Below are 19,457 nucleotides of genomic sequence, written 5' to 3' on the forward strand. Positions count from 1 at the left end.
ACCCACCAAGGGCAACATCTGCCAAGATCGGCGGCACCTCGGAAGCGGGCTCTCAGCGGCGCGGCGCCATCAGGGGCGCGGGATCCGGTTGATCGCCTGGAGGGCGAACTCCTGTGTCCGGGTGAGCCGCCGCCCGTCGCCGGACGGGCCGTCCCCGTCGTCCTTCGCCGCCTTCGCGAGCTGGGCCTTCGCGCTCAGCCCGTAGGACAGGAACAGCAGGACCACGAACGCCGCCAGATAGAGCAGGTGCTCGATCAGCCCGTCCCACCTGGCCGTGAAGACGTCCAAAACGGCGAACATCGCGAACCCGGCCATCCATCCGGCCATCGGCGGCACGAACAGCATGTCCCGGCGGAGCACCACCCCCACGGCGGCGGACGCGACGAGCGCCAGCTCGATCGCCTTGACCGCGATCAGGACGGCCGACGCCGGGCCGGACCCGAAGTAGCCCTCGATCTCGTCCTGCCGGTCGCCCCACAGCAGTACCGCGCTGACCAGGCCCGTCATGCCGTACGCGATGAGGAACACGCCGACCGCGTAGTGGAACCGGTGCCACGTCGCCACGCCCGATGCCGGCCGCATGCCCGGCCCGCCGCCCTGCCCGTTCCCTGGCCCGTTCCCCGGTCCGATGCCCGGTCCGCCGTTGCCCGGTCCGCCGGCCGGTTCCACACCGGTGACCGGAGTGGCTCCCGGGTCCGCGCCCGCGCCAACCGTCATCGTCGCCCCCATACTCCGGTTCGTGTGCTATGCGCAAGATATCCCGGATAGGGTGCCGTGGACCTCCGAAACGCGGGCCGCCCGGCACCGCCGTACCGGCCGCGACCCCTCGGCCGTGCATCGCCGCGACCCGGCTGACCAGCTCGAAGCGCTTATGCTTGCACACGGGCGGGTGAAGCGGGAGGCTGAGTTCTCGTCGGGCCGCGCGGAGTCCGTGAGGAACTGAGGATGACGCCTGACGATACGGGAACAGCCGCGCCTTCGAAGACGCGGATCGAATATCTGGAAGAACTCGGCGACGAGCTGGTCAAGCGTGGCTTCCGGGTGCGTCTCACCCTGCCCCGCGGCCAGTCCCCGAGCCTGCACGTGCTGAATCCGGACGCGTCCGCCCTCACGGAGAACATCCTCGCGGAGCAGGGCGCGGACGGCTGGTGGTACTGGTGGTCGTGGGCGGAGCGGATCGCGGCCGCCGACGACGTCACCACCGCGGCCGACCGGGTCGCGCTGGTCCTCGCCGCCGACTGAGGAAGCGCTCCGCCGCCGCGCCGTCCGCCGACGAAGCCGTTCCCTGCCGTCCGCCGACAGGCCGTCCGATCACCGGGCCGCCGGGAGTTCGCCGGCCGGTGTGGTCACGTCATGCCCGCCCCGGCGTGCCTCCGTACCGGCCCCGCATGATCGCAGAACTCCGCCCGCACGGCTGACCGCGGGTAGAGGTGAATGTTGAGCCGCCGAACATTCTGCCGCTCCACCGGTGGGACGATCCCATCCGCCGCGTCTCACGCTCCGGGCGGCGCCTCGCCCCGGTTCCCCCGTGTTGATCTCGCGTTATGTGATTGTTACGCCTGACAACAAATTGGCTTGCGGCAAGTCTGGCGCGACGGACAAGCACGACATAAGTTGCGGGGCACAACATTCACGCCGGTGGACGTGTGATCTCGCTCACCGGCTTGGCGACCCCCCGGCCGCGCCAACGGCGGCCCACCCCAGAAAGGACCCGGGCAATGCGCAAGGGGATCCTCAGCCTGATGGCCGTCATGACGGCCGGGGCGCTCACTCTCACCGCATGCGGGGACGACGGCTCCGAGAACTCCGGTGGCTCCGGCGACGTCAAGGGCAAGGTCGGCGTGATCCTGCCCGACACCGCCTCGTCGGACCGCTGGGAGAGCTTCGACCGGCCCTACCTCGAGCAGGCGTTCAAGGCCGCCGGCGTCGAGAGCGACATCCAGAACGCGGAGGGCTCGGCCCAGCGGTTCCAGACGATCGCCGACCAGATGCTCACCAGCGGCGTCACGGTCCTGCTCGTGACGGGCCTCGACTCCAACTCCGCGGCCGCCGTCCAGCGCAAGGCGCAGGCGCAGGGCGTCAAGACCATCGACTACGACCGGCTCACGCTCGGCGGCGTCGCCGACTACTACGTGTCGTTCGACAACGTCAAGGTCGGCGAGGAGCTCGGCAAGGGCCTGCAGAAGTGCCTCGGTGACGAGAAGTCCAACATCGTCTACCTGAACGGCGCGCCGACCGACAACAACGCGACCCTGTTCTCGCAGGGCGCGCACAACATCCTCGACAAGAACGCCAACTACACGAAGGTCGCCGAGCAGGCCGTGCCGGAGTGGAGCGCCGAGAAGGGCGCCACGATCTTCGAGCAGATGTGGACCGAGGAGCAGGGCAAGATCGACGGCGTGGTCGCCGCGAACGACAACCTCGGCAACGCGGTCATCTCCATCCTCAAGAAGAACAAGCAGGCCGGCAAGGTGCCCGTCACCGGGCAGGACGCGACCGTGCAGGGCCTGCAGAACATCCTCGACGGCACCCAGTGCATGACGGTCTACAAGCCGGTCAAGCAGGAGGCCGAGGCCGCCGCGAAGCTCGCCGTCTCCCTGATCAAGGGCCAGAAGGGCGAGACCAACGGCACCACGAACGACCCCCAGGGCAAGCGCGACGTGCCGTCGGTGCTGCTGACCCCGATCGGCGTCACCGAGGAGAACATGAAGCAGGTCGTGGACGACGGGTTCGTCAAGGTCGAGGACCTCTGCAAGGGGGCCTACGCCGCCAAGTGCAAGGACGCGGGCATCCAGTAGCCGCCCCCCGATGACCTCGTGGCGGGCCCCGAACCGCTGATGGCGCCCCGGGTACCCGGAAACCCGGGACGCCGGGGGCCCGCCACGGGCACGACGTGAACCCTGGAAGGAAACCCGTGGCAGAAAACGGAGACCCCGTCCTCCGCCTGACCGGGCTCAACAAGAGCTTCGGTGCCGTCCATGTGCTGCACGACGTGGACTTCACGGTGCGGCTGGGCGAAGTGATGGCCCTCGTCGGAGACAACGGCGCCGGGAAGTCCACCCTGATCAAGTGCATCGCCGGCATCCACCCGATCGACTCGGGCCAGATCGAGTACGACGGCCGCCCGGTGACCATCGACGGGCCGCGCACCGCGTCCGAGCTCGGCATCGAGGTCGTCTACCAGGACCTCGCCCTCGCCGACAACCTCGACGTCGTGCAGAACATGTTCCTCGGCCGCGAGCGGCGCAAGGGCATCGTCCTGGACGAGCCCTCGATGGAGGAGGCGGCGCGGGAGACCCTCGCCCGGCTGTCGGTCCGCACCGTCAAGTCCGTCCGGCAGCAGGTCGCGAGCCTGTCCGGCGGGCAGCGGCAGACGGTCGCCATCGCCAAGGCCGCGCTGTGGGAGTCCAAGGTCGTGATCCTGGACGAGCCCACCGCCGCGCTCGGCGTCGCGCAGACCCGCCAGGTGCTCGACCTCGTGCGGCGGCTCGCCGACACCGGGCACGCCGTCGTGCTGATCTCGCACAACATGAACGACGTGTTCGAGGTCGCCGACCGCATCACCGCGCTCTACCTCGGCCGGGTCGCGGCGGAGGTCACCCGCACCGAGGTCAACCACGGCCAGGTCGTGGAACTCATCACCGCCGGCCGTTCCGGTGATCTCGGCCTCGCGCCGCAGACCGCCGCCGAGAGCATCTGAAGGGGCCCAGGTGTCCACCGACATCCCCGAGCGCAAGGAGGCCGCCGTGAAGCTGGCGGACTCGGACTTCGCGACCGACCGGCGCGCGCACGACATGAAGTCCGCGATGCTGGACTACTGGAACAAGATCAAGTCGGGCGAGCTGGGCGCGCTGCCCGCCATCCTCGGCCTGGTGTCGCTGTTCGTGCTGTTCACCGTGCTCAAGCCCGGCACGTTCCTCAGCACGGGCAACATCGCGAACCTGTCCACACAGGCGCTTCCCATCACCATCCTCGCGATGGGTTTGGTGTTCGTGCTGCTGGTGGGGGAGATCGACCTGTCGGCGGGCGTGGCGAGCGGTCTCAGCGCGGCCGTGATGGCCAAGATCCTCGTCGAGTCCGGGCAGCCCTGGTACGTCGCGGTGCTCAGCGCCGTCGCGGCCGGCATCATCATCGGCACCGCGATCGGCTGGCTCGTCGCGGTACTGCGCATCCCCTCGTTCGTCGTCTCGCTGGCGTTCTTCCTCGGCCTGCAGGGCATCACGCTCTGGCTGATCGGCGAGGGCGGCACCGTGCCCGTCCGCGACGAGGTCGTCGTGGCGCTGGCCACCAGGAACATGCCGATCTGGCTCGGCTGGACGCTCGCCGTGGTCTGCGCCGTCGGCTACGCCGCCACGCAACTGCTGCGCTGGCGCCGCCAGCACGTCCGCAACCTGCACTCCAAGCCGATCGAGTTCGTGCTCGCCCAGTCCGCCGTCGTCGCGGCGGTGCTGCTGGGCACCACCTACGTGCTCAGCCTGGACCGTGCGGCCAGCCCGCTGATCGAATTGGCCGGCATCCCGTGGGGCGTGCCGCTGGTCGGCACCCTGCTGATCCTGTGCACGTTCATTCTGAGCCGCACCGCCTTCGGCCGGCACATCTACGCGGTCGGCGGCAACGCCGAGGCGGCCCGCCGGGCCGGCATCAACGTCGTCCGCATCCGGATCTCCGTCTTCATGATCGGGTCCGGGCTGGCCGCGATCAGCGGCATCGTGGCCGCGTCCCGGCTCAACTCCGTCGCCGTGAGCGCGGGCGGCGGCAACACGCTGCTGTACGCGGTCGGCGCCGCCGTCATCGGCGGGACGAGCCTGTTCGGCGGGCGCGGCAAGGCCCGCGACGCGGTGTTCGGCGGGCTCGTCATCGCCACGATCGAGAACGGGCTCGGGCTGCTCGGCACCAAGGCCTACCTCAGCTTCCTCATCACCGGGGTGGTGCTGCTGCTCGCCGCGAGCATGGACGCACTGGCCAGACGCCGGCGATCCAGCGCCGGGCGGTGACCTCCGTGGGAGCGGTGACCCCGTGAACACGGCCGGGGACGCCTGGGAGCCGGTGGCCCGCACCATCGGCTCCCCGGCCCTGCCGGACGGCCAGAGCGGGCCGTCCGGCGGTTTCGGGCCGCGGAACGCCGCTGATACCCTCACCGACCAGGACCGCCTGGCGCGCGGCGGCGGTGCGGCACGGTGGGAGCCCCTCGGCATGTCAGTGACGCCAGCCCTGGATCTGCGCGGGATCGACAAGAGTTACGGTTCCGTGAAGGTCCTGCACGATGTCGCGTTCTCCGCCTATCCCGGCGAGGTCACCGCACTCGTCGGGGACAACGGCGCCGGCAAGACCACCCTGGTCAAGTGCATCGGCGGCATCCACACGTTCGACGCGGGCGAGTACCGCTTCGAGGGCCGCCCGGTGCGGATCGCCGGCCCCCGCGACGCGACCCGCCTCGGCATCGAGATCGTCCACCAGGACCTCGCCCTCTGCGAGAACCTCGACATCGTCCAGAACCTGTTCCTCGGCCGGGAGCAGCGCCGCGGCCTCACGCTGGACGAGACCGCGATGGAGGAGATGGCGCGCCAGACGCTGTCCGGCCTCGCCGTCCGCACGATGGGTTCGGTCCGGCAGCGGATCGCGACGCTGTCCGGCGGGCAGCGGCAGACCGTCGCCATCGCCCGCGCCGTCCTGTGGGACAGCAAGGTCGTGATCCTGGACGAGCCCGCCGCCGCGCTCGGCGTCGCGCAGACCCAGCAGGTGCTGGAGATCGTCCGGCGGCTCGCCGACAAGGGGCTCGCCGTCGTGCTGATCTCGCACAACATGAACGACGTGTTCGCGGTCTCCGACAGGATCGCCGCGCTGTACCTCGGCCGGATGGTCGCGCAGGTCAGGACCGCCGACATCACCCACCGGCAGGTCGTCGAGCTGATCACCTCGGGCGTCAGCGGAGACCTGGGGCTGCGCCGATGATGAAGGGCGGCCCGTCACAAGAGGACATCCGGCGCCACAACCTCGGGACACTGCTGCGCTTCGTGCACCTGCGCGGCCCCGCGTCCCGCGCCACGCTCGCCGAGTCCCTCGGCCTCAACCGCAGCACGATCATGGCGCTGACCGCCGACCTCACCGGTGCCGGCCTGGTCCGCGAGGAACTGCCGCGCGGCCCCGGACGCCGCGCCGGGCGCCCGTCCCTCGTCGTCCGGCCCGAGTCCACCCGGGTGTACGTGCTGGCGTTCGAGGTCGGCGTCGACCGGCTCGTCGTCGCGCGCGTCGGGCTCGGCGGCGTCATCCTGGACCGCCGCGAAGGCGTGCGGGCCCGCGACTCCGACTCCGCCGAACTGCTCAGCGTGCTGGTCGCGGGGGCGCGCTCCCTCGTCCGCAAGGCCGAACGCGACGCCGTGTGCGTCGGCGCCGCGCTCGGCTTCCCCGGCACCGTCCGCCGCGCCGACGACACCATCATGTTCGGCCCCAACCTCGACGTCGGCGAACTGCGGCTCGGTGACGCACTGTCGCGCCGCCTCGGCCTCGGCATCCCCGTCTCGGTCTGCAACGACGCCAACCTCGGCGCCCTCGCCGAGCACGAACGCGGCGCCGGGGTGGGCTGCGACAACCTCATCTACCTGCACGGCGACGTCGGTGTCGGCGGCGGCATCATCGCGCACGGACGGCTGCTCGGCGGCGACGAGGGCTTCGGCGGCGAGATCGGCCACATGATCGTCAACCCGGGCGGGCGGCGCTGCGCCTGCGGGTCGAAGGGCTGCCTGGAGGCCGAGGTGGGGGAGCGGACGCTGCTCGCCCACGCCGGCTGCGAGGAGGTTCCCGGCCAGGCGGGCCGCGACGCGGTCCGCGACGTCGTCGCCGCCGCCGACGCCGGCGACATCGCCGCGCGGGAGGCGCTGCACCGGGTCGGCACCTGGCTCGGCCTCGGCGTCGCCAACCTCGTCAACGTCTTCAACCCCGGCCTGGTCATCTTCGGCGGGACCCTCCGCGACATCTACCTCGGCGCCGCCGCGCAGATCCGCAGCGTCCTCGCGACCGGCGCCCTCGCCGCCCCCCGCGAGAAGGTCAAGCTCCGCACCGCCGCCCTCGGCGACGACACGACCCTCGTCGGCGCCGCCGAGTTCGCGTTCGCCGAGGTCCTCGCCGACCCGGTCCAGGTCCTGACCCGCCTGCGAGCCCCCGAGGACACCCCCGTCTAGCCGCCGTGGGCACCCCCGGCTACGGGCGGCGTGCCTCCGCGGCGGGTGTCGGCAGAGGGACGGCGGTGTACGGCGTGGCGAGCGCGAGCGCCGTCATGCCCTCAAGGGCCAGGCGTCCGGCCCTTGTGAGACGCGTCCTGACGTGGACGGGGAGGCGTGGTCCTTCATGCAGGGCGGCCCACGCGATCCAGCCGGCGGTGACCACGGCCCAATAGGACACGAGCCTGTAGAGGACCACGGCCGCGGCGGCCGGCGACAGTGCCGCCCCGAAGGCGACCAGTGAGGCGGCCATGCTGCTCTCGATCGCGCCGAGACCGCCGGGCAGGAGCGGCGCCAGGCTGCTCGCCGCCTGCGCGGCGAAGTAGGTGAGGGCGACGCTGCCCGGGGTGACGTGGATGCCGACCGCGTGCGCCGCCGACAGCAGCGCCAGGATGTCGAACACCCAGTTCATCAGGGCGAGCGTGACGAGCGCGGCCCAGTCGCGGCGGGTCGGGCGGAGGATCTCCGGGATCTCGGCCAGCCGCCGGGCGTGCGGGGCGACCTTGGGATGGGCCAGGGCGGCGCGGTGGGCGCGGCGCAGCGGCGCCGTCACCAGGGCGCGCACCCGTGGCCGGCGCAGTGCGGGGACGAGCGGAACCGCGAGGACCAGCGGGACGGCCAGGGCGGCCAACGCCGGCCCCCGTGCGTGCGGATCGGCCAGCAGCGCCAGAAGGCCCACGATGGAGTAGGCCGTGGTGGTGATCACGCCGCCCGCCAGGATCACCGCCGTGGCGAGCCGCGGCGACGCGCCGCCGCGGCGGAACTGCCGGAACGTGTAGACGACGCTCACCGCGGGCCCGGCCGGCAGCGTCGTGGACAGCGCGTTGCCCGCATAGGTGATCGCGAACGCGCGGCGCTGCGACATCCGCAGGCCGCCGACGCGCAGCAGCCGGCGCTGCAGCCGGGCGAACGCGCCCATCGAACCCGCCACGGCGAGGACGACGACGGTCAGCCAGCCGGGGTCGGCGTCCTTCGCGGACGACCAGACGGCCCCGATGTCGGGAAGCTCGTCACGGTAGAGCGGAAACGCGGCGAGGGCGGCCAAGAGCAGCGCCGCCTGGGCGAGCAGACCCGCCCGCCGCCGCCACCATGGACGCGGCGGCGCGTCCGGGCCCGGACCGCCGCGGCCCGGCTCGAACGTGAGGGGCGGGACGGTTTCGGGGGAGCGTTCCGGTGCCGTGACTGTCCCGTCCATGTCCCGGTCACCCCGCAAGCTCGCCCGCTTTGCGCAAACCTATGGCCCGGCGATGACATTCCCTGCGGTAGGAAAACGAACCGCCAAGCGACCGGCGTCACACCCGTCACAGGGCCCCTCGCGGCACCCGCTCCCGGAGCCGGTGCGGGCGCCGCGGTGGCGTCAGGGCCTGCGGGTGGGGTTCACCGCGTCGGACTCGGCGGGCGTGTCCGGGTGGGGCCGCTCCTCCTCGCCCTCCTCGGCGGTCTGCCGCTCGTAGTCGGTGATGCCCAGGCCGTCCCGGCTCTGGGCCGGCTCCTCGATCGTCAGCTCCTCGGGCGGGTCGTTCACATACTCCTCGGTCAGGCCGATCTCCTCGTCCTGATCGTTGTCTCCCATGTCGTCGATGTCCTCGCGGAAATCGCGGGTCTCACCGGGCTTGCGTGCCCTCATGCCTCCTCCACGGTCCGGCTCGGTTTCGCTGATCGGACCGGTATCCCCGCTGACCGGCGGCCTACTCCCGGTCGCGGACGGCGACGAGCCCGCCGATCACGCCCAAGTACGCGGTTCCGTCCGGGCCGATGGTGATGGGCGCCCAGTTGTTGTCGAACCACTTGCCGGTGCCCGTCAGCACCTTGTAGACCGTGCGTCCCGTGTGGACGTCCACCGCGGTCAGGTACCAGGCGTCGATGAAGTCGTTGCGCGGTTCCTTCGTGTAGAGGTAGAGCAGCCCGGCGGGGACGGAGACCTTGGGGACGGTGGACGGCGACCGCTCCTTGCTCGTCCAGACGGTCTCGCAGCCATTCCCGTCCGGCTTCACGTCCACGCGGCTCACCCCGCCCACGGTCGACCCTCCCGGCGGCAGCTCGAAGAAGTTGCGGTAGCCGTAGTTGTTCTCGATGAACAGGCTGTCGCCGTACCCGACGAGCGTGTTGTCCGTCGCGCTCGCTCCGCTGCCGAACACGGGGATCCGGCAGATCGGCCGCCCGTCGTTTCGGCGGCGGACGATGATGTTCATACGGTCGTCGGCGTTGTCGGTGATGGCCACGTACCCGTCGCCGAAGAACGTGGGCGTCGTCCCCGAACCCTGGTCGATCTGGCCCGGCTTGCGTGCGCTGCCCCTGTCGTACGGCTGACGCCAGAGGACCTCGGGCGTGCCGTTCTCGTCCGCCCGCATCCGGTAGAGCGCGTGGTCGGACACGATCGACACACCGTCGTCGGCCGTCGCGAACGAGTTCTGGATGCTCTCGCCCGGGAGCCGGGTCATCCGGACGGTGCCGGTACCGGGGTCGACGGTGCCGATCCGCCCGTTCCGAGTGATCCACCAGATGAGACCGTCCCAGTCGGGCCCGACAGCGGTGATGGGGTCGCATTCACCCTTCGGCCACGGGTTCGTCCACGTGGCGCAGTCGTGAGGGAGGTACCTGCTCAGATCCCAGTCGTCGGTCACCGTGAAGCGCCACGTGCCGTCCGGCCCCTTCTCGTGCGCGAACCGCCGCAGGTGGAACGCCGAGTCCGCGATGACGGCGCGGTCCTGCGGGTCCAGGTAGTAGTACGCGCCGCCGGAGGTGTCGGTGAACACCTTGTCCAGGCTCAGCGAGAACACCGCCTGCACCGTGGACGGCCTCGGCGGCAGGTCGTAGGTGGCGAGGTCCTTCAGCGTCTTCGGGTCGATCAGCCGAAGCACGAAGTTCTGCCCGCGCGTGCATTGCGCCACGATCAGGCCCGTCCTGCGTGCGAACGTCACCGTCGAGCACAGCCCGGGCAGGCCGCCGCCCTTCGCCTCGTTGAGCACCTCCGGGTTTCGCCCGAGCGGCCCCATGAACGGGTACGTGTCGGACGCGTAACTGTCGGCGTGCATGGACGAGAGCCCCACCGGCCCCTGGTGCGGATTGGCCGGAACGGGCCGTCCGGCCAAGGGCTTCGGTGTGGCGGGCCCGCCGACGTAAGCCGGGACGAAGCCCCGGCCGGGACCGTCGGGGATCGTGTCCGCCGCCGCCGGAGCGGCCGTGCCGGCGGTGCCGGCCATGCCGGCGGACAGGGCGACGGAGAGGAGGGCGGCGACCAGGGGTTTGCGCATACAGGGCTCCTAGACGGGCGTAGGTGGCCCCGGTCGCGCCCTCCGGGACGATTCACCGCGTAAAAGGGTGATCGTTACCCGCGCCCGGATGGTTACGATCCGGGCATGGGCGTACAAGCTGTGATCTTCGACTGGGGCGGCACGCTGACCCCGTGGCACGACCTCGAACTGGCCGACATGTGGCGCGCGATCTGCTCCGCGCACCTCCCCCCCGACGACGTCGAGAAGGCCGCCGCCGCGCTCGCCGACGCGGAACTGCAACTCTGGCGCCGCGGCACCGACGAGCATCGCAGCGCCACGCTCGCCGAGGCGTTCGAGCTGGCCGGGGTCGAGCCCACCGAGGCGCTCCTCGCCACCCACTTCGAGACGTGGACCCCGCACACCCACACCGATCCGGCCGTCCCCGGCCTGTTCCACGCTCTCCGCGACCGCGGCATCAAGATCGGCGTCCTGTCCAACACCATCTGGACCCGGGAGTGGCACGAGCGCGTCTTCGTCCGCGACGACGTCCTCGACCTGCTCGACGGCGCCGTCTACTCAAGCGAGATCCCCTGGACCAAGCCGCACGCCAACGCGTTCCGCGCCGCGATGGACGCCGTCGGCGCCACCGACCCCGCCTCCTGCGTCTTCGTCGGGGACCGCCCCTACGACGACATCCACGGCGCCAAGTCCGCCGGGCTCCGCGCCGTCCAGATCTGGCACCAGACCACCCACGCCTTCGACCGCCCCGGCCTCGCCCCGCCCGACGCCGTGATCCACGACCTGAGCGAACTGCTCCCGCACGTAGAACGCTGGATTTAGCCGGGAGGCCTTTGGGCGGTGATCAGGTCTCTTGAGATGGCCTGGTCCACGCGGTGGCGGAAGCCCCGGTAGGCGTCGGAGCCGTGGACCCGAAGGCCGTTGGACGTGAGGATGTCCGCCAGGTCCTCGCGGCGTCCGACGAAGGTGTTCCAGGAGATGCCGATGGCGCCGCCGGGGCGGAGGAGGCGGGCCCATTCGGGGACGGCGGCCGCCAGCAGTCCGACCGGGCTGCGGGACAGTTGCGGCTTGCCCTTGCGGCCCGGCCGCCCGCCTTTGGGGCGGCTGCCGTGCTGGACGCCGTACGGGGCGTCGGTCACGATCAGGTCGAAGGAGGCGGGGCGGAAGAACCGGCCCGCCTCCAGGGAATCGGCGTTGACGACGGTGATCTCCATCGTCTCGCCGCCCTTGTAGAGCTCCTTGGAGGCGCCCAGCGTCACGTGGAGGCGGCGTCCGAGGACGGCCTTCTCGCGGCGGACGCTGGTGATCTCGGCCCGGTGCTTGACCCGGTTGTTCTTCAGCCAGGTCTTGATGAAGGCGGCGTAGGCGTCGAAGTCCTTGCCGTCGATGTCGATTCCGGCGGCGTCCAGCCCGTACATCATGGCCTGGTTGAGGGTGGTGCCACGGCCGCACATGGGGTCGAGGACGCGGGGACGGCCGCTGATCAGGTCCATGGGGGAGTCGGTCGCCATCGCGGTGACGTTCAGCAGGAGCTTGGTGAAGTACTCGTTGGTCTTGCCGGAGTACTTCTGGATGGTGAGCAGGTCACTGCCGAACAGGTCGAGGGGCTGGAGCGCGACCGGCCGGAGGAGTTCGCCCTCGATCCGGAACAGCGCGTAGAGCGACGACACGTTCGAAAGAAGGCGGAGGTCCTGTTCCGTCAGGCCGTCGGCGGAGAACGTCACGTACGGGACGCCGCCCATCGCCGTCTCGCGGATGTCGCGGACGCGCCCGTCGAGCGCCCGTTCGCTGAACACCGTCAGTTCCGCTCTCACCAGATCGGCGGCGGCCTGTGCATAGACCCGGTTGTGCGAGGGCGAGACGAGAAGGCCGTACGCGGTCATTTGCGCGACCCTAACAGCGCGGCCGGCGGAGACCGCCGGGATCCGTCGTCCCGGCGGTCCCCGTGCGGCCCTTGGGCGGGCCGCTCCTCCCCGGTCAGGCTGCTCGGGCGGGCCGTGTTCCGCCGTCGGGGGCGTCCGAGGCGGCGGGCAGGGCCCGCTGGGCGGCGGTGAGTTCCGGAGCGGCCGGGGACTCCGGCGCCGGCAGGTCGGGAAGATGCCGGGCGGCGGCGGCCAGCAGTTCCTGGACGCTGCTTCTGAGGCTGGCGAGGTCGGCCCGCGCCACATCGGCCTGGGCCTGGGCCCTGCGCGCCTGCCGTCGCGCCGCGTCGCGTTCTGCGGCGAGCCGGGTCAGCTGTTCGTGGTAGGCGGCCCGGAGCTCCTCGAGAGCGCTTCCCTGTGGAGTGGTGGTCATGGACTCCTCCCCCGAGTAATGCCATGTAAAGGGACTAACGCGATCAATCGGGCGCTTCGTTCCCGGCGTGCGGAAGATCACTCACCCGGTTCGGGACGGGGCGACAGCGCCGAGGGGGGCAGCCCGGGGAACGCGTCCGACGGCGGCGGGGCGCCCGCCTTGGCACGCCAGGCGGCCGACCGGGCCGAGGCCCGCTGCGCGCTGTCGGCGGCGAAGGCGCGCAGGTCGGGGGAGGAGGCGCCGGCGAGGCCGACGTACGCCGGGACCAGATCGTCCTCCAGGGCCGCCGCGAGCTGAGCGGCGCTGCGCGCCGAGGTGACCTTGACGGGCAGCTCGTAGGCGGCCGCGGCGGCGGTCGGCTCGCCGGTCAGGATCGAGATCAGCTCGTCGCGCTGGGCGCGATGGGCGTCCCACACGGCCTTCGCCGTCCGCCGGAGCGACCCGCGCAGGTGGGCGCCGAGCACCCCGTACCCGTACACGGCCGCGTGCTCGGCCGACAGCGCCGTCCGAAGCACCCCGGCGCCGGACTTCGACCGGACCGGCGGAGCCTCGCCCGACGCGCTCATGGCGTGCCCCGCCTCGCAGGCGCCGATGCTGGCCAGCAGCTGGGCCAGCCGCGGATCGGCCTTGGCCGCGTCGGCCGTGCGCGCCTTCGCCGCCCGGTCCTCCACCTCGCGCAAGGCCGCGAGGGCCCTGTTCCCGTCCGGAACCGGCGTGGCGCTCGGGGGCGGGACGGCGCCGCCCTCGTCGGCCCGGTCACCCGAACCGGGCACGTAGTGGCGCTTCAGGACGGCGAGATGTTCGCGATGATGGGCGAGCACCGGGTCCAGGCGCCCGGCCAGCGAGGCGTTCGCGGACCGCGCCGACTCGTAGGCGGCGATCAGGTTCTGCTCGGACGCGATCGCGCCGACCAGCGTCGGCACGTCCTCGTGCGGGACGGTCTCGGCCGCGCAGCCCGCCGCCCACGGCAGGACGAGCGCGGCGCCGGCCAGCACGGCGCCCCGTCCCAGCAGCGCGCGGCGCGGCACGGCTTCCGGCAGGCGCGGCACGGCCTCTGGCAAGGGAGTCTCCTCACCCGATGGTGTGGTGGCGGTGGCCCGCGGTGGTCCCGGTCCCCGGACATGTCCATCAGGCCAGCTCAAGCATTCCATATCCGCCGCGCCGGTGAGCCGTCCGAAAGACCGCCGCGGTCCCCGGCTGTCGATAGTCTTGAGGTGTCAACGGACGAGCGGCGACGCCGCGACCGCAGGCGGAACAACAGAGGGAGGGGCCCATGAGCGTCGAGTCCCACGGCGGCCGCGCTCAAGGGAGGCGCGACAAGAGCGGGCGCCCCCAGGGCCGGAGCGAGCAGGGCGGACGCGACCACGCCTCGGCGCGCCCGGCGCGCGACGCCGTCATCGGCGAGCTGAGCCGGCTGCTCACGCCCGCGGTGAACGAGGCGGGTTTCGATCTGGAAGAGGTCGACGTTCGGCCCGCCGGGCGCCGCCGCCTCGTCAGGATCGTGGTGGACGGTGACGGCGGGGTCGGCCTCGACGACATCACCCGGCTGAGCGAGACGGCCTCCGGGCTGCTCGACGGGTCCGACGTCATGGGGGCCTCGCCGTACGTGCTGGAGGTGACCTCCCCCGGTGTCGACCGTCCCCTCACCGAGCCGCGGCACTGGCGCCGTGCCGTCGGCCGGCTGGTCGTCGCCCCGTTGACGGAGGGAGGCCAGATCGAGGGCCGCGTGGTGGCGGCCGACGACGAGGCCGTCGAGATCGACGTCGTCCAGAAGCGCCGGAACAAGGGAGCCGGTGGCAAGGGCGGCGGCAAGTCCGCTGGGTCGAAGACCGCCGGGCCGAAGGCCGCCGGGCCGGAGACGGTACGGCGCCGGTTCGGCCTCGGCGAGCTGGGGCGCGGCCGTGTGCAGGTGGAGTTCAAACCCGCCGCGCCGGCCGAGGGAACGCGTTCTCCGGCTGAGCCGGACTAGAGGGGGGAACCTCGTGGACATCGACATGACCGCCCTTAGGGGCCTGGAGAGCGAGAAGGACATCTCGCTGGAGGTGGCCGTCAAGGCCATCGAGGACGCCCTGCTGATCGCCTACCACCGGACGGAGGGCGCGGCCCCGAAGGCGCGCGTCGAGCTGGACCGGCAGAGCGGGCACGTCACGGTGTGGGCGACCGAGACCGACGAGGAGGGCAACGCCCTCCGGGAGTACGACGACACCCCGACCGGGTTCGGGCGCATCGCGGCGACCACCGCCAAGCAGGTCATCCTGCAGCGCCTGCGGGACGCCGAGGACGAGCTGACGTTCGGCGAGTACGCCGGGCGTGAGGGCGACATCGTCAGCGGCATCATCCAGCAGGGCAAGGACCCGCGGAACGTGCTGGTCGACCTCGGCAAGATCGAGGCCGTCCTGCCGCCGCAGGAGCAGGTGCCCGGCGAGCGCTACGAGCACGGCGAGCGGCTGCGCGCCTACGTGGTGCAGGTCCGCAAGGGCCACCGCGGGCCCTCGATCCAGCTGTCGCGGACGCATCCGAACCTCGTCCGCAAGCTGTTCGCGCTGGAGGTCCCGGAGATCGCCGACGGGACGGTGGAGATCGCGGCGATCGCCCGCGAGGCCGGCCACCGCACCAAGATCGCGGTCCGCTCGCGCAAGACCGGGGTGAACGCCAAGGGCGCCTGCATCGGCCCGCTCGGCAGCCGGGTCCGCAACGTGATGGCCGAACTGCACGGCGAGAAGATCGACATCGTGGACTGGTCGGAGGATCCCGCGGAGTTCGTCGGGAATGCCCTGTCGCCCGCACGGGTTTCCACTGTCGAGGTGGTCGACGCGGACGCCCGGGTCGCCCGGGTGGTCGTGCCCGACTACCAGTTGTCGCTCGCGATCGGCAAGGAGGGCCAGAACGCCCGGCTCGCCGCCCGGCTCACCGGCTGGCGGATCGACATCCGGTCCGACACCGAGCCCGAGCAGACGGCCGCGAAGGCCGTCGGGACGGGCGAATCCGGATCTTCTTCCCCGGAGGCGCATGCGACCGGCCCCGCCGACGCGTCGGCGCGGTAGACTCATGAAACGTGGCCGGGCGGCTCCTATACGCATGTGTGTGGGCTGCCGGGTTCGCACGGCCAAGTCCGACTTGCTGCGCCTGGTGGTGGTCGAGGGCGTCATCGTCCCCGACCCCCGTGGGCGGCTGCCGGGACGGGGTGCGCATCTGCACCCCGAACTGGCGTGCCTCGAGCTCGCAGAGCGACGTCGGGCGTTCCCCAGGGCGTTCCGCGTCCCGGGGCCGTTCGACGCCGGTGCGCTGCGAGCGCGGCTTGCGGCCCGCGCCGCGCGGCAGCAGGATGGCCAAATGGTAAGCGACGTCTAGTCGGAAGCAGGTCGAGATTGCTATGAGCGCTCGATGAGCACGCCGCGATGAGTACGGCAAGTTAGCGACGGTCCGGAGGCCGCACCCCCGGACCGAGTAGGGAGTGCAGTGGCCAAGGTCCGGGTATATGAACTCGCCAAGGAGTTCGGTGTAGAGAGCAAGGTCGTCATGGCCAAGCTCCAGGAAATGGGCGAGTTCGTACGGTCGGCGTCCTCCACGATTGAGGCGCCGGTCGTTCGCAGGCTGACAGAAGCCTTCTCCAATTCTTCTTCCCCCAAGCAGGGGGACAAGCGCGCGGCGCCGAAGCGATCTTCGGCTCCGCGTCCCGCCGCGCCGCGCCCGGGTCCGCCCGGCGGCGGCGCGTCCGATTCCCAGGGCGGACGCCCGCAGCAGGCCCCACGGCCCGCGGCGCCGCGCCCGTCCACGCCCAAGCCCGGCCCCGCCGGCCCTGTCGGCCCGGGCGACCAGGGCGGTCAGGGCGACAAGGGCGGCGCCCCGAGGCCGGGCCCGCGCACGCCGGTCCCGCCGGCGCCGGGCACCCCGGTGGACGCGCCCGCGGCGCAGGGCCCGAGCGCCCCGCCCGCGGCCGGTCCCGGCGATGCCGCCGGAGGTTCCGGCGGTGCCGGTACCGGCAGCCGCGCGCCGGGCGGCCCGAAGCCGGGTCCCCGCGCGCCCAAGCCGGGCCCGCGTCCCGGCCCCCGCCAGGGTGGCGGAGGCGGCGGCCGTGGCCCCGGTGGCCCGCGTCCGGGGAACAACCCGTTCAGCTCGACCAACACCGGCATGGGCCAGTCGCCCAAGCCGGGCCCGCGTCCCGGCCCGCGTCCGGGTGCCGACCGTCCCGACCGTCCCGATCGCGGTGACCGCCCCGGCGGCGACCGCGCGGGCGGTCCGCGTCCCGGCGGCGGCCGTCCCGGCGGCGCTCCCGGTGCCGGCGGTCCGCGTCCGAGCCCGGGCGGCAGCATGCCGCCCCGGCCCGGCGGTCCGCGTCCGAGCCCGATGAACATGCCGTCCTCGCGGCCCGCGGCGCCTGGGCGCGGCGGTCCCGGCGGCGGTGGCGGCGGCGGCCGTGGTCCCGGCGGCGGCGGACGCGGCCCCGGTGGCGGCGGCCGTGGTCCCGGTGGCGGCGGCCGTCCCGGCGGCGGCTTCGGCGGCCCCCGCACGGGTGCCGGCGGCCGGCCGGGCGGCGGCTTCGGTCCCCGTCCCGGTGGCGGCGGCCGCGGCCGCGGCGGCACGCAGGGCGCGTTCGGCCGTCCCGGTGGACGTCCCGCACGCGGCCGCAAGTCGAAGCGGGCACGTCGTCAAGAGTTCGAGAACATGCAGGCGCCCGCCGTCGGCGGTGTCTCGGCTCCGCGCGGCCACGGCAAGACCATCCGGCTGCCGCAGGGCGCGTCCCTGACCGACTTCGCCGAGAAGATCGGCGCCAACCCGGCGTCGCTCGTCGCGATCATGTTGCATCTCGGCAAGATGGTCACCGCGACCCAGTCGGTCGACCCCGACGACCTCCAGGCCCTCGGGATCGAGCTGGACTTCGACGTCCAGGTCGTCAGCCCCGAGGACGAGGACCGCGAGCTGCTCGAGTCGTTCGACATCGAGTACGGCGAGGACGAGGGCGGCGAGGAGTACCTCCAGTCCCGTCCGCCGGTGGTCACCGTCATGGGCCACGTCGACCACGGCAAGACCAAGCTGCTGGACGCCGTCCGGCACGCCAACGTGCAGGCGGGCGAGGCCGGCGGCATCACCCAGCACATCGGCGCCTACCAGGTGGAGACCGTGGTCGACGGCGAGGACCGCAGGATCACCTTCATCGACACCCCGGGTCACGAGGCGTTCAGCGCCATGCGCGCCCGCGGTGCCGACACCACCGACCTGGTGGTGCTGGTGGTCGCCGCGGACGACGGCGTCAAGCCGCAGACCACCGAGGCGATCGACCACGCCACCGCGGCCGGGGTCCCGATCGTCGTCGCGGTCAACAAGATCGACGTCGAGGGCGCGGACACCAACCGCGTCCGGGCCCAGCTCACCGAGTACGGCCTGGTCGCCGAGGAGTTCGGCGGCTCGACGCAGTTCGTGGACGTGTCGGCCAAGCAGCGCGAGAACATCGACGGGCTGCTGGAGGCGATCGTCCTGACCGCCGACGCCGAGCTCGACCTGAAGGCCAACCCCGAGATGCCCGCCCAGGGCTCGGCCATCGAGGCCCACCTGGACAAGGGCCGGGGCGCCGTGGCGACCGTGCTGGTGCAGCGCGGCACGCTGCGGGTCGGCGACTCGATCGTCTGCGGTGTGGCCAACGGCCGCGTCCGGGCGATGCTCGACGAGAACGGGAACAACGTCGAGGAGGCGGGCCCGTCCCGTCCGGTGATGGTGCTCGGCCTCGCGGCCGTGCCCGGCGCGGGCGACAACTTCCTGGTCGTCGACGACGACCGGATCGCCCGGCAGATCGCCGACAAGCGGGTGGCGCGCAAGCGCAACGCCGAACTGCTCAAGAGCCGCAAGAGCAGCTCCCTGGAAGAGCTGTTCAAGGACCTCGAGCGCGGCGAGCGCGACGAGCTGCTGCTCATCCTCAAGGGCGACGTGTCCGGTTCCGTCGAGGCGCTGGAGGACTCGCTGCTCAAGATCGACGTGGGCGACGAGGTCAACCTGCGGATCATCCGCCGCGGCGTCGGCGCGATCACGCAGAACGACGTCAACCTGTCGCTGGCGTCCGAGGGCGCGGTCATCATCGGCTTCAACGTGCGGCCCGAGCGCAACGCGCAGGACCTGGCCGACCGTGAAGGCGTGGACATCCGGTACTACTCGGTCATCTACCAGGCGATCGACGAGATCGAGGCGGCCCTCAAGGGCATGCTCAAGCCGGAGTTCGAGGAGGCCCAGCTCGGCACCGCCGAGATCCGCGAGATCTTCAAGGTGCCGCGGATCGGCAGCGTCGCCGGCTCGATGGTCACCTCGGGGATCATCCAGCGCAACGCCAAGGCCCGCATCGTCCGCGACGGCGTCGTGGTCGCCGACAACCTCACGGTGTCGTCGCTGCGCCGCTTCAAGGACGACGCGACCGAGGTCCGCGAGGGCTTCGAGTGCGGTATCGGCGTGGGGTACAACGACATCAAGCTCGGCGACGTCATCGAGTGCTTCGAGATGCGGGAGAAGCCCCGCGGCTGAGGCACGTGCTCGAGACGCGCGCACGTCCGCGCGGTCCCGGTTCCGCCGGGGCCGCGCGGGCGTCCGGGCTCGACGTCGTCCGGGCCCCCGTCCGGACCCGTCCACGAGGTGATCGTTTAATCGGGTGACATGACGCCAGGCGGATCTTCTAGCCTGGCGTCTGTCATGCCCGGCCGCGTCCCCGCCGCCCCCCGCCCGGCCCGCC

General features: G+C 72.1%; 18 protein-coding genes. 11 read left to right on the forward strand and 7 right to left on the reverse strand.

What is annotated here, in order from left to right; translation table 11 throughout:
- Positions 1-69 precede the first annotated feature (69 nt).
- On the reverse strand, positions 70-717 hold the full coding sequence (locus ACTWPP_RS30495) for a hypothetical protein (RefSeq protein ID WP_443107822.1): 648 nt from the start codon (positions 715-717) through the stop codon (positions 70-72).
- Positions 718-945: 228 nt separating this feature from the next.
- Here ACTWPP_RS30495 and ACTWPP_RS30500 point away from each other — a divergent pair, with 228 nt between their 5' ends.
- From ACTWPP_RS30500 to ACTWPP_RS30525, 6 genes are all read left to right on the forward strand, one after another.
- On the forward strand, positions 946-1,242 hold the full coding sequence (locus ACTWPP_RS30500) for a hypothetical protein (protein WP_443107823.1): 297 nt from the start codon (positions 946-948) through the stop codon (positions 1,240-1,242).
- Between the two features lie 476 nt (positions 1,243-1,718).
- Entirely contained in the window at positions 1,719-2,798 is a 1,080-nt protein-coding gene (locus ACTWPP_RS30505; RefSeq protein ID WP_443107825.1) for a sugar ABC transporter substrate-binding protein, read from the forward strand.
- A 116-nt stretch (positions 2,799-2,914) separates the two neighbouring features.
- On the forward strand, positions 2,915-3,700 hold the full coding sequence (locus ACTWPP_RS30510) for an ATP-binding cassette domain-containing protein (RefSeq protein WP_443107826.1): 786 nt from the start codon (positions 2,915-2,917) through the stop codon (positions 3,698-3,700).
- A gap of 10 nt (positions 3,701-3,710) precedes the next feature.
- Complete coding sequence (locus tag ACTWPP_RS30515; RefSeq protein ID WP_443107827.1) at positions 3,711-4,994, forward strand: sugar ABC transporter permease; 1,284 nt, start codon at positions 3,711-3,713, stop codon at positions 4,992-4,994.
- A gap of 199 nt (positions 4,995-5,193) precedes the next feature.
- The gene (locus tag ACTWPP_RS30520; protein ID WP_443108006.1) at positions 5,194-5,952 is read left to right on the forward strand and encodes an ATP-binding cassette domain-containing protein; all 759 of its coding nucleotides are present in this window, start codon (positions 5,194-5,196) and stop codon (positions 5,950-5,952) included.
- A complete protein-coding gene (locus ACTWPP_RS30525) occupies positions 5,952-7,178 on the forward strand; it encodes an ROK family transcriptional regulator (protein ID WP_443108008.1) in 1,227 nt (408 codons plus the stop codon). Before ACTWPP_RS30520 ends, ACTWPP_RS30525 begins: the two co-directional genes overlap by 1 nt.
- Positions 7,179-7,197: 19 nt before the next feature.
- Here ACTWPP_RS30525 and ACTWPP_RS30530 read toward each other — a convergent pair whose 3' ends face one another.
- The 3 genes from ACTWPP_RS30530 to ACTWPP_RS30540 all read right to left on the reverse strand — a co-directional run bounded on the left by ACTWPP_RS30530 (position 7,198) and on the right by ACTWPP_RS30540 (position 10,471).
- Positions 7,198-8,412 (reverse strand): lysylphosphatidylglycerol synthase transmembrane domain-containing protein, encoded by a 1,215-nt coding sequence (locus ACTWPP_RS30530; RefSeq protein ID WP_443107828.1) that lies wholly within the window; start codon positions 8,410-8,412, stop codon positions 7,198-7,200.
- A gap of 162 nt (positions 8,413-8,574) precedes the next feature.
- Positions 8,575-8,844 (reverse strand): hypothetical protein, encoded by a 270-nt coding sequence (locus ACTWPP_RS30535; RefSeq protein WP_443107829.1) that lies wholly within the window; start codon positions 8,842-8,844, stop codon positions 8,575-8,577.
- A gap of 61 nt (positions 8,845-8,905) precedes the next feature.
- Entirely contained in the window at positions 8,906-10,471 is a 1,566-nt protein-coding gene (locus ACTWPP_RS30540) for a hypothetical protein (protein ID WP_443107830.1), read from the reverse strand.
- A gap of 105 nt (positions 10,472-10,576) precedes the next feature.
- Between ACTWPP_RS30540 and ACTWPP_RS30545 the strand changes: the two genes are divergently transcribed.
- The gene (locus tag ACTWPP_RS30545) at positions 10,577-11,272 is read left to right on the forward strand and encodes an HAD family hydrolase (RefSeq protein ID WP_443107831.1); all 696 of its coding nucleotides are present in this window, start codon (positions 10,577-10,579) and stop codon (positions 11,270-11,272) included.
- Here the strand turns inward: ACTWPP_RS30545 and ACTWPP_RS30550 are convergent.
- The 3 genes from ACTWPP_RS30550 to ACTWPP_RS30560 all read right to left on the reverse strand — a co-directional run bounded on the left by ACTWPP_RS30550 (position 11,269) and on the right by ACTWPP_RS30560 (position 13,806).
- Positions 11,269-12,333, reverse strand: coding sequence for a TRM11 family SAM-dependent methyltransferase (locus tag ACTWPP_RS30550; RefSeq protein WP_443107832.1), 1,065 nt, complete (start codon positions 12,331-12,333; stop codon positions 11,269-11,271). The genes ACTWPP_RS30545 and ACTWPP_RS30550 overlap by 4 nt on opposite strands.
- Positions 12,334-12,427: 94 nt before the next feature.
- On the reverse strand, positions 12,428-12,745 hold the full coding sequence (locus ACTWPP_RS30555) for a hypothetical protein (protein WP_443107833.1): 318 nt from the start codon (positions 12,743-12,745) through the stop codon (positions 12,428-12,430).
- Between the two features lie 77 nt (positions 12,746-12,822).
- Complete coding sequence (locus ACTWPP_RS30560; RefSeq protein ID WP_443107834.1) at positions 12,823-13,806, reverse strand: ferritin-like domain-containing protein; 984 nt, start codon at positions 13,804-13,806, stop codon at positions 12,823-12,825.
- A gap of 212 nt (positions 13,807-14,018) precedes the next feature.
- Between ACTWPP_RS30560 and rimP the strand changes: the two genes are divergently transcribed.
- The 4 genes from rimP to infB all read left to right on the forward strand — a co-directional run bounded on the left by rimP (position 14,019) and on the right by infB (position 19,252).
- Positions 14,019-14,714: a ribosome maturation factor RimP gene (gene rimP / locus ACTWPP_RS30565; RefSeq protein WP_443107835.1), complete on the forward strand. Its 696-nt coding sequence runs from the start codon at positions 14,019-14,021 to the stop codon at positions 14,712-14,714.
- 25 nt (positions 14,715-14,739) lie between these two features.
- Complete coding sequence (gene nusA, locus ACTWPP_RS30570) at positions 14,740-15,789, forward strand: transcription termination factor NusA (protein WP_443107837.1); 1,050 nt, start codon at positions 14,740-14,742, stop codon at positions 15,787-15,789.
- Between the two features lie 34 nt (positions 15,790-15,823).
- Positions 15,824-16,096, forward strand: coding sequence for a YlxR family protein (locus tag ACTWPP_RS30575; RefSeq protein ID WP_443107838.1), 273 nt, complete (start codon positions 15,824-15,826; stop codon positions 16,094-16,096).
- Between the two features lie 108 nt (positions 16,097-16,204).
- Positions 16,205-19,252 carry a translation initiation factor IF-2 gene (gene infB, locus ACTWPP_RS30580; protein WP_443107839.1) on the forward strand — a complete coding sequence of 1,016 codons (3,048 nt, stop codon included), beginning with the start codon at positions 16,205-16,207 and terminating at the stop codon, positions 19,250-19,252.
- The last annotated feature ends 205 nt before the right edge of the window (positions 19,253-19,457 follow it).

This window comes from Actinomadura sp. 3N407, assembly GCF_052245875.1.
Lineage (GTDB): Bacteria > Actinomycetota > Actinomycetes > Streptosporangiales > Streptosporangiaceae > Spirillospora.

What these genes read in the sequence shown, in the direction of transcription:
- ACTWPP_RS30495 (WP_443107822.1), bottom strand. Translation starts at nt 717, where the DNA reads ATGACGGTTGGCGCGGGCGCGGACCCGGGAGCCACTCCGGTCACCGGT.
- ACTWPP_RS30500 (WP_443107823.1), top strand. Translation starts at nt 946, where the DNA reads ATGACGCCTGACGATACGGGAACAGCCGCGCCTTCGAAGACGCGGATC.
- ACTWPP_RS30505 (WP_443107825.1), top strand. Translation starts at nt 1,719, where the DNA reads ATGCGCAAGGGGATCCTCAGCCTGATGGCCGTCATGACGGCCGGGGCG.
- ACTWPP_RS30520 (WP_443108006.1), top strand. Translation starts at nt 5,194, where the DNA reads ATGTCAGTGACGCCAGCCCTGGATCTGCGCGGGATCGACAAGAGTTAC.
- ACTWPP_RS30525 (WP_443108008.1), top strand. Translation starts at nt 5,952, where the DNA reads ATGAAGGGCGGCCCGTCACAAGAGGACATCCGGCGCCACAACCTCGGG.
- ACTWPP_RS30530 (WP_443107828.1), bottom strand. Translation starts at nt 8,412, where the DNA reads ATGGACGGGACAGTCACGGCACCGGAACGCTCCCCCGAAACCGTCCCG.
- ACTWPP_RS30535 (WP_443107829.1), bottom strand. Translation starts at nt 8,844, where the DNA reads ATGAGGGCACGCAAGCCCGGTGAGACCCGCGATTTCCGCGAGGACATC.
- ACTWPP_RS30540 (WP_443107830.1), bottom strand. Translation starts at nt 10,471, where the DNA reads ATGCGCAAACCCCTGGTCGCCGCCCTCCTCTCCGTCGCCCTGTCCGCC.
- ACTWPP_RS30545 (WP_443107831.1), top strand. Translation starts at nt 10,577, where the DNA reads ATGGGCGTACAAGCTGTGATCTTCGACTGGGGCGGCACGCTGACCCCG.
- ACTWPP_RS30550 (WP_443107832.1), bottom strand. Translation starts at nt 12,333, where the DNA reads ATGACCGCGTACGGCCTTCTCGTCTCGCCCTCGCACAACCGGGTCTAT.
- ACTWPP_RS30555 (WP_443107833.1), bottom strand. Translation starts at nt 12,745, where the DNA reads ATGACCACCACTCCACAGGGAAGCGCTCTCGAGGAGCTCCGGGCCGCC.
- rimP (WP_443107835.1), top strand. Translation starts at nt 14,019, where the DNA reads ATGAGCGTCGAGTCCCACGGCGGCCGCGCTCAAGGGAGGCGCGACAAG.
- nusA (WP_443107837.1), top strand. Translation starts at nt 14,740, where the DNA reads ATGACCGCCCTTAGGGGCCTGGAGAGCGAGAAGGACATCTCGCTGGAG.
- ACTWPP_RS30575 (WP_443107838.1), top strand. Translation starts at nt 15,824, where the DNA reads ATGTGTGTGGGCTGCCGGGTTCGCACGGCCAAGTCCGACTTGCTGCGC.